Below are 7886 nucleotides of genomic sequence, written 5' to 3' on the forward strand. Positions count from 1 at the left end.
AGATCAGCGACGACGAGAAGAAGACTTCTCCCCGTAATTCCCCGATCTGTCGATCATCCCAATAGCCCGATTGCCTTCACCGCTTGGGATCAAGGAGGCGAAGACAGTGGATCGAACCAATCCTCTCGTCTGGCGCAAGAGCAGCTACAGCGGTGGCGGCAGCGGCAGCGAAAACTGTGTCGAAGTGGCCAAACTCCCGGGCGGCGGGCATGCCCTCCGGGACAGCAAGATCCCCCATAGCCCGGTGCTGGCCACCACTCCCCGCGGCTGGACAGCATTCCTCGACAGCGTGAAGAACGGCTTGCTTGGCTGAGTCGCGCAATAGGCCCCTGACATCACCTGTCGGGGGCCTGGGTGCCAGGGCTAGGAGTGCACGACTCAGCCTGACACGTGACGTGTTGCGAAATGGTCGAGGCAGGACGTAGTCTGCGCGGACGTCGTGGCCACCGCGGTCAAGAAGCTGGGAACGCGAAGCTCTCCGAGGAGGACGTTCGTACGATCCGGCGGGAATACGTGAGCGGTGCCCGGTACCCGCATCCGGGGTCACGGCGCGCTTTGGCTGAACGGTTCAACACCTGCACGTCCAGCATCGACTACATCCTTAACCGGACGACGTGGGTCGAGGTCAGCTGACCGGCCTCCACGAGGCCCCCCAGGGGAGCTCTTCGGGGGCCTCATATCGTTCACGGGGGACGGCTCTGCGGCCCGAAGAAGCGGGCTTTACCAACCGGTGCGATGCCTGACCCAATCGAGAGCGGCTCCTGCGGCACGCCGCTGGTAGCCGCGCAGGTACGGAACCATGGGTGGGGCAGGCTGCCGACACGTGCGAGCCCAGTATCCGGCGAAGGCTACTGCGTAGCTGGTGATCATCTCTGGGTCGGTGCCGTTCCAGGCGGGGACATCGGCGACCGCGCACTCAGCCGCGGCCGGATCGTGCCCGGCCAAGATCAAGTGAGGGATCAGGTCGACGATGTCAATCCACGCCGCTCCGCACGCCGGTTGTGCCCAGTCGATCAGATGCACTCCGCCGGTGCGGTCGATGAGCAGGTTCGAGGCGTTGATGTCGCCGTGCAACAGCGTGGGGCCCGCGGCTGCCCTGAGCCAGTGGGACTCCATTTCGGCCAGACGGTTGACGTGAGCGCATTCCCAAGGATCCAGATCAAGGGGCGGTGCGTCGGCCAGCTCGGCCCAGCCGTGGACGATGGCGGCCAGTTCGTCGGTGGCGTCCGGCGCCTGGGGCAGAGGCGAGGGTGTAAGCACTTCAGCGAGGCCGGCGACGGCGGCCACGACCCGGGGGACGTCGGGTGACCCGGGGGAGAGGTCGGGGTGCCGTCCCTCGATGTCGTCGAAGATCAGCACGACCCATTCGGCGATCTCGCCGGTCCACTGCAGCCGAGGCGCCGGTGTGGTCGCTGGGAGGGCGCGGGCGGTTTCGGCCTCTGTCCGGTACTTTCCTGCGAGCGCGTGATCGGAGGGGATGCCCTTGGCGAACAGGTGCTGGCCTATGGCCAGGCGGAGGCGGGCGGCAAGGCCGGGGGTGAATCCGCCGGTCTGCACGTCGGCCGCCGCGATACCGCCGAGCAGGTCGGCTAGACCGGCGCGTAGGCCGGTGGGCAGGGCATCCCACTGCGGCCGTAGAGCAGTGGCGGTCGGTGCGGTCATGAACAGGTCCCCCGCTGGAAACGATGCGGCTGTGGGGAAAGGGTATCGACGCGTATGGTCACGCGGCGGTTGTCGACTGCAGCGCGTCGTGGAACTGACGGACGTTTTCCTGGCCGGGCCAGCGGGTCGTCAGGACCCGGTCGATCTGCCCGAGCTCGGCGAGGACGTGTTCCGAGCCGGCGCGGCGGGCCTCGCCCAGTGATCCCATCGCGGCGATCGCGGCCGCGTCGGGTACCTGATCGGCGGCGTGGGCGGTGCCGAGCCGGGCGAGATAGGCGGCGCGGTCGCGATGGTGGGACACCGGCAGGGCGGTGATCTTGCTTTGCAGGATGGTGACGGCCCTGGCGGGGGTTCCGGCGTCCACGTAGCAGGTGGCGCGTTGGACATCGGCGAAGTCGGCGCCGAAGAACCGCAGGTAGGCGGGGCCCGAGGTGACGCTGCGGGTGGCGATGAGCCGGGTGGCGTCGTCGAGTTCGGCGGAGGCCACGGTGCCGGTGAGCGCGTGCCCGCGCGCCTCGTAGGCTTTGGCCACCCCCTGCAGGACCGGCGGAAGCTGCCACGGGGCGTGCTGTGCGGCTCGCGCCAGGTCGATCGCCTGGGCGGGATCGCGCTGGTCGAGGGCGATGCTGGCGTTGCGGAGCATCATGTAGGTGACCATGGAGGTGTCTCCGGCCTCCAACGCCCAGGTGACGGCGCGTTCGATCCAGGCGCGGCAGGCGGCCAGGTGCCCGAGTTCGCGGTACAGCCAGCTCACGTGCTCGGCGTACTCGCTTTGCACCTGCCGCAGTTCACGGGCGTCGGCCCGGGATACGGCGCCGCGGCTGTGCTCGATGCGGCCCAGTTGCCGGCTCAGCGCGGTGATGTGCGCGGCGGGATCAATCAGGTGATGACCGCACTGGTGAGCGGACAGAACCTGCCGGAAGTAGGCGGCCCCGCGCTCGGGCACCGGTTCGGTTCCGGGCAGCATGGCCACAAGACCGCCTGCGGCCAGGAGCTCAGTGAATTGGCGGCGCGACAGCCTCACGGTGGTGGTCCCTTCGCCGGTGAGGATAGCGACGGTGATAAGCGCATCATGCCCAGTTTCGTCAGCATAATTGCTGGCGTCGGCGCCGGACAGGCCCTCGGCCGGCCAGGGGGTGCCTGCCGCCGTGGTGATGGGGGCGCGGCGTGGCCCAAGCAGCAGATCATCGACGAGGCATCCATACAGCGCGGCGAGCCGCACCAGGTCCTCGTAGGAGGGGGCGCGGGCAGACGCCGACGAGGCGGGCGATCCGGGGCCCTGCCAGCACTCCCAGTACGAGATCTGCTTGAACGTCTTGGGGTGCTCGCTGGGCCAGCGCCGGTTGTACAAGTCGGCGACCTGGGCCTGGGACAGGCCGACCGCATGCCGGAACGCCACCCGGGGATTGAGGTGTAACCGCTCGCTGATCACCGCAGCGATCTGCCGGGTGGACGCGCCTTGACGATGGAGCGCCGTACGCAGGTCGTTGATCTGGCGGCGGATACCCGCGTCCGTCACGGCCCCTGCCCTTCCCTCGCAAAGCACATGAGCCCCGGCATGACCATACGGCAGCGCAGGCCGGTGCGTCCTCCCCGCCGGGCGGGGAATCCCCGCAGGGGTTGTTCCCCGCGACGCGGGGTCGGACGCGGGCCACCGACTGGTGTTGCCTCAAGAGCATCCCACCCGATGCTTGGAGAGACATCCATGATCCTCACCAGCACGTACCGCGATCAGACCACCCTCAGCCGTGACCTGCTGGCGGCCTACTCGCCGCTGGACCACGCGACCACCGCCACTCTGCCCCCCGAGCAGGTGGACGCCGCGTTCGAGCGGCTCCTGCGCCGCCTGGTCGTGCTGGCCGCCCTGCACGGCGCCCACACCCCGGCCGCGTTCCTGTCCGCACTCGCCGACACCGCCCAGGACGCCGGCGACGTCGACGTGGTGGACCTGGCCGCCGCGTTCCTCGAGGACGGCACGCCCCGCCTGGCCGCCGGGCCAAGCGAGATCCAGCAAGAGCTCGTGCACTTCTCCCGGATCGTCGACATCGGGCACCTCGGCCTGGGCGGCGGCATCGACGAACACGCCCTGCGGCGGCTCCGCGGCTCCGACAGGCTGCCCGACTCGCTCAAGGTGCTGTCGGAGCTCGTCGTGGTCACCCGGGCCCGGCTCACCCAGCGCGGCCGGACGCTGCCGACGCCCTGCCTGCGCCAGTCCCACCCTGCCGAGAGCGACGCCGCCGCCGATCTGACCACCGCCGCCCCGACATCCAGCCCGGACTATTGGATGGCCGTGCGCTGCCCGCGCCGCCGCATCCGCCGCCAGGTCCGCCACGAGCTGTCCATGCTGCTGGCGTACCTCACCCCGGCCGAGGCTGCGCTCGCCTTGTGGGCCCACGCCCACGAGCAGCAGCTCCCCGCAGGGATCGAGCTGGTCGTGGCCCAGTCCGACGCCCCGGGCCACGCGACGATCGTCCGCTGGGACTACCAGCCCGGCACACCGGCGGTCGCCGACGAGGTGATCGGCCGGGTCGCCCGCCGGCTCCCCACGATCACCACGGCGTCCGACGGCGAAACCACGCAGGTCGACCTGGGAGACGACGCCTACCGGCTGCGGACCGCCGGTGACGGCACGACCATCCTCACCGGTGACGGTACGACGGCCGCGCTACTCACCCCGCCTCCCCAGGGACGGCAGGCCGCACCGGCCGAGATGGCCGTGCGGGCGCGCCAACTGCTGTCCGGCTACACAGGGCCAGACCTGGTCAGCATCGAGTCCGGGCACATCCATCTGGACCGTGACCTGGACATCGACCAGGACACCGGGACGGCGATCGGCCACGCGCTGGTCGACCTGCTGGCCGGCCGGCAACAGCGGCCCCCCGTGCTGACGCCGATGATGGACGACGACCACGTGCTGGTGAGGCTCACCCCGGACCATTACCGCACCTGGCTGCGCCGCACCTTCGGCGCGGCACCGATGCACCTGATCTGCGAGTCCTCGCCCATCATCCGGTCGATCGCCGTCGCGTTGTACCAGCGGATGAACAACTCCCGGCTCGCCGACCGGTACCAGCGCCGCGGCGGAAACCTGTTCCTGGCGCTCGGCGACGGAAGCCACTGCGAAGTGTTCGAGGGCATCGAAGGCCAGGCCCCGATCACCGGCTGCGTGATGTTCGAGACGGCGCTGCTCATCTACCGCACCGCCCCCGCACGGTTCGACCGCTACTTCACCGACCGGTACCACCTGACCGACGGCGTCCACGACCACGCGGCCGCCATCTTGTCCACCGGCCAGCCGCACGACGCGAAGATGGCGGCCCTGGCGGGCTACTACGCCATCTTCGGCGACGTCACCGACCCGCACCACCCCGACCGGCACCTCACCGCCCTGGTCAACGAAGTCCTGGACCAGGTCGGCCCGGTGACCGCGCACCTGAACGTGCTGGAGGACTACTACGAGGTTCAGCAGCGCCGGGTCCGCGCGCTGCTGAACCTGCTCGGTCTCCCGCTGAGGCTGGTCACCGTGCACTTCAACACCGCCACCGGCCGCCTGGTGCTCTGCGATGAATGAGCCCCGCGCCCTGCTGATCACCGGGGCGTCCGGAACCGTCGGCACCGCCCTGCTGGACAGGCTCGCCGACTGGCCCGGCCCACTGCTCATGGTCGGCCGGGCCCGCCCGGCGCGCGTACGCTCCGTCGACCGGTTCATCCCCTGTGACCGGTCCGACCACGCCGCTACCGCCGAGACCTGCACGCATATCGCGGCCGGCCCGCCGCCGGCAGCCCTGGTATGCGCGGCCGGGCAGGACTCCCGCGCCGCGCTGGGCGATCTGAACCTCGCCGCGTTCGCCGAATGCGTGCAGGTCAACTGTCTGGCCCACCTCCAGCTCCTCCACGCGGCCACCACCAGCCGCCCGGACGTGGACAGTCCGCTGCCCGTCGTGCTGATCTCCAGCGATGTCATCGACCAGCAGATCACCGGCACCTTCGCCTACGCCGCGGTGAAAGCGGCAGCCGAACAGGCCTTCCGGCACGCCACCGCCGACATCCCGCCTCCCGGCCTGGCGCTGCTGCTGGTCCGGCTGCCCGACATCGGCGTGCCGATGCGCGCCGCGACGCCCGGCACCCCACCACCGCCGCCCCGCGCCGGTCAGCGGCCACTGCCCATCATGACGGCCGCAGTCGAGACCATCGCCCGCTTCGTGACCAGCAGCCACCGCACGGCGAAGGTAGAGGTGTGGCATGCCTGAGTGGCGCATCTCCACCACCATGACCGGCCCCGTCGCCGCCCGCAGACTCGCCGCCGAGACCCACCCGCCGCTGAGGCGGGCATCAGGCGACCGGCGTACGTACCTGATCGCCGGAACCCGCCAGGCCGCGATCGCCGCGTGCGCCGCGTCCGCGCTGGACGACGGGCACCGTGTCGTCCTGCTCCCGGGAGAATCCGGGCACAGCGTGCACGGAGCCCTGCCGGTCGGCACCCGGCTCCAGATCGGTGACCAGGGCGTCGCTACCCGGCCGCTTGGCGGGAGCGGCGCTCGCGACGGCTGGGATCTGGCCATGTTCAGCTCCGGTAGTACCACCGGGAACCCCCGCGGCTACGGCTTCATCCGCCACCAACTCGACACCGTCACCGCCTGGTACGAGTCGATCTACCAGACCACGCGCGACAGCGTGATCATCACTGCCCTGCCCGCTGCCTACAACTTCACCTTCGTCGCCGGCGCGCTACTCGCCGCCCGGCTCGGTGCCCGACTGCACCTGGCCGACACGTTCCGCGACGTCCTCCTCGACGCCGTCCGGTTGGCGGCCACTGCCGATCGGGTGGTCGTCCTGGCCAACCCTGTCGTCCTCGACCAGGTCACCACGGACATGCGCCTGCCCGGCCACGTGCTGATCGACTCCGGCGGCGCCCCGCTCAGCACTACCGCCATCACCTACTACCGCTCCCACGGCGTCGATGTCCGCGAAGGCTACGGGCTGACCGAAACCGCCTCCCTCACCCACTTCGATACCGAAGCCGTCACCACCTCCGTCGGCACCGTAGGTACCGCGATGCCCAGCGTGGGCACCACCATCACCACCGAGGCGGGACGACCCATCATCGAAGTGACCACCCCCGCCGTTGGCGTTCCGCTCGACCCCGCCGAGCCTCCGTCCGGGCCCGTACTGCGTACCACCGACCTCGGGCATATCGACGACCACGGCCGTCTCCGGATCCTTGGCCGCGCCGATGATTACCCGATCGGCGGCTTGTGGCCGCGTGACACCCTCGACGCACTTGGGCCGGTCCTGGGGCAACGCTGCGCTTTGGTCCGCCATCTCGCTGTTGACCAGGTCACTGTTCACGTGCTCGCTCCGGCCAACCCTGAGACCTTTGATGCCCTCAAGGAAACGGCCGCCGGCCTGCTCGGCCTGCCACTCGACCGTGTGGCCGTCACCAGCCAAGGCCAAGCCCCGCTGCTACATTCGGCGAAACTCACCCGTACCCCAAACGGAATCTCTGCGGAGACCCGCCAGAGCGTACGCCGTGACGCCGCGGTGCTCGACGGTGCGGACGACACGCCAGTCCTGCACGTCCCGGTAGTAGGCGACCAGCCCGGGGTAGGGCCCGGTGCCAATGGACCTCGCTGACCTCGTGGAGGCGGCGTCCCTCACGGGTCGCCGTCGCCCGGTGAATATACCGACAAGGAGAATTGATGGAGGGAAGTTTGCAGCCAAGGAATGTGAACGGTAAATCATTGAATCGCGTCCACCAAGGAAAGCGGTCACCATGTAGCTAAAGCGGCGAAAGTGGAGGTATCTTTTCTCGGCCTTTTCGATCTTCGTTCGTCTCCATAATGCGAGTTATGGAGACAGCGACGGCGCTACCAGAACATCCCTCCACCACCATCGAACAACCCCCCACCGGCGTCCGCCGATGGCTCACCGACACCGAACGCCGCTCGCTCAGCGACGACCGCGCCGCCCGCCTGGCCGAGCAGCTTCAGGTCGACCCGGATGTGATCCGCTCCTACGGCAGGCGGGCGAAGACCCGGACGGATCATCTTCGGCTGGTGGCGCAGTTGGCCGGTATGGCGCTTCCGGGATGTACTGCCGCCATTCCTGCGGGGTGAATCCACGGCCCGCAACCCAGATCTTTCACGATCATGATCAAGCTTTCCTGAGGTCGTGTTGATCATGGTGTTGGGTGCAGAGTTCCGGGTTCGGGCATGCCGAAAGCC

At 69.3% G+C, this 7886-nt stretch carries 7 protein-coding genes; 5 read left to right on the top strand and 2 right to left on the bottom strand.

Going from position 1 to position 7886, the window contains the following annotated elements:
* Nucleotides 1–106: 106 nt before the first annotated feature.
* Nucleotides 107–313 (top strand): DUF397 domain-containing protein, encoded by a 207-nt coding sequence (locus tag AB0M95_RS40220; RefSeq protein ID WP_363776814.1) that lies wholly within the window; start codon nucleotides 107–109, stop codon nucleotides 311–313.
* A 407-nt stretch (nucleotides 314–720) separates the two neighbouring features.
* Here the strand turns inward: AB0M95_RS40220 and AB0M95_RS40225 are convergent, their stop codons facing one another.
* Nucleotides 721–1662, bottom strand: a complete 942-nt coding sequence (locus AB0M95_RS40225; RefSeq protein WP_363776817.1) for a phosphotransferase — start codon at nucleotides 1660–1662, stop codon at nucleotides 721–723.
* A gap of 58 nt (nucleotides 1663–1720) precedes the next feature.
* Nucleotides 1721–3181, bottom strand: coding sequence for a hypothetical protein (locus AB0M95_RS40230; RefSeq protein ID WP_363776820.1), 1461 nt, complete (start codon nucleotides 3179–3181; stop codon nucleotides 1721–1723).
* 186 nt (nucleotides 3182–3367) lie between these two features.
* On the opposite strand from AB0M95_RS40230, the gene AB0M95_RS40235 reads away from it, so the two are divergent.
* The 4 genes from AB0M95_RS40235 (at nucleotide 3368) to AB0M95_RS40250 (ending at nucleotide 7778) form a co-directional block, all read left to right on the top strand.
* Nucleotides 3368–5233 carry a hypothetical protein gene (locus tag AB0M95_RS40235; protein ID WP_363776823.1) on the top strand — a complete coding sequence of 622 codons (1866 nt, stop codon included), beginning with the start codon at nucleotides 3368–3370 and terminating at the stop codon, nucleotides 5231–5233.
* Nucleotides 5226–5912 carry an SDR family NAD(P)-dependent oxidoreductase gene (locus AB0M95_RS40240; protein WP_363776826.1) on the top strand — a complete coding sequence of 229 codons (687 nt, stop codon included), beginning with the start codon at nucleotides 5226–5228 and terminating at the stop codon, nucleotides 5910–5912. Before AB0M95_RS40235 ends, AB0M95_RS40240 begins: the two co-directional genes overlap by 8 nt.
* Nucleotides 5905–7296: an AMP-binding protein gene (locus tag AB0M95_RS40245; protein ID WP_363776829.1), complete on the top strand. Its 1392-nt coding sequence runs from the start codon at nucleotides 5905–5907 to the stop codon at nucleotides 7294–7296. Before AB0M95_RS40240 ends, AB0M95_RS40245 begins: the two co-directional genes overlap by 8 nt.
* A 215-nt stretch (nucleotides 7297–7511) precedes the next feature.
* A complete protein-coding gene (locus AB0M95_RS40250) occupies nucleotides 7512–7778 on the top strand; it encodes a DUF4158 domain-containing protein (RefSeq protein ID WP_363776832.1) in 267 nt (88 codons plus the stop codon).
* Nucleotides 7779–7886: the final 108 nt, after the last annotated feature.

The organism is Sphaerisporangium sp. NPDC051017, assembly GCF_040683095.1.
GTDB lineage: Bacteria > Actinomycetota > Actinomycetes > Streptosporangiales > Streptosporangiaceae > Sphaerisporangium.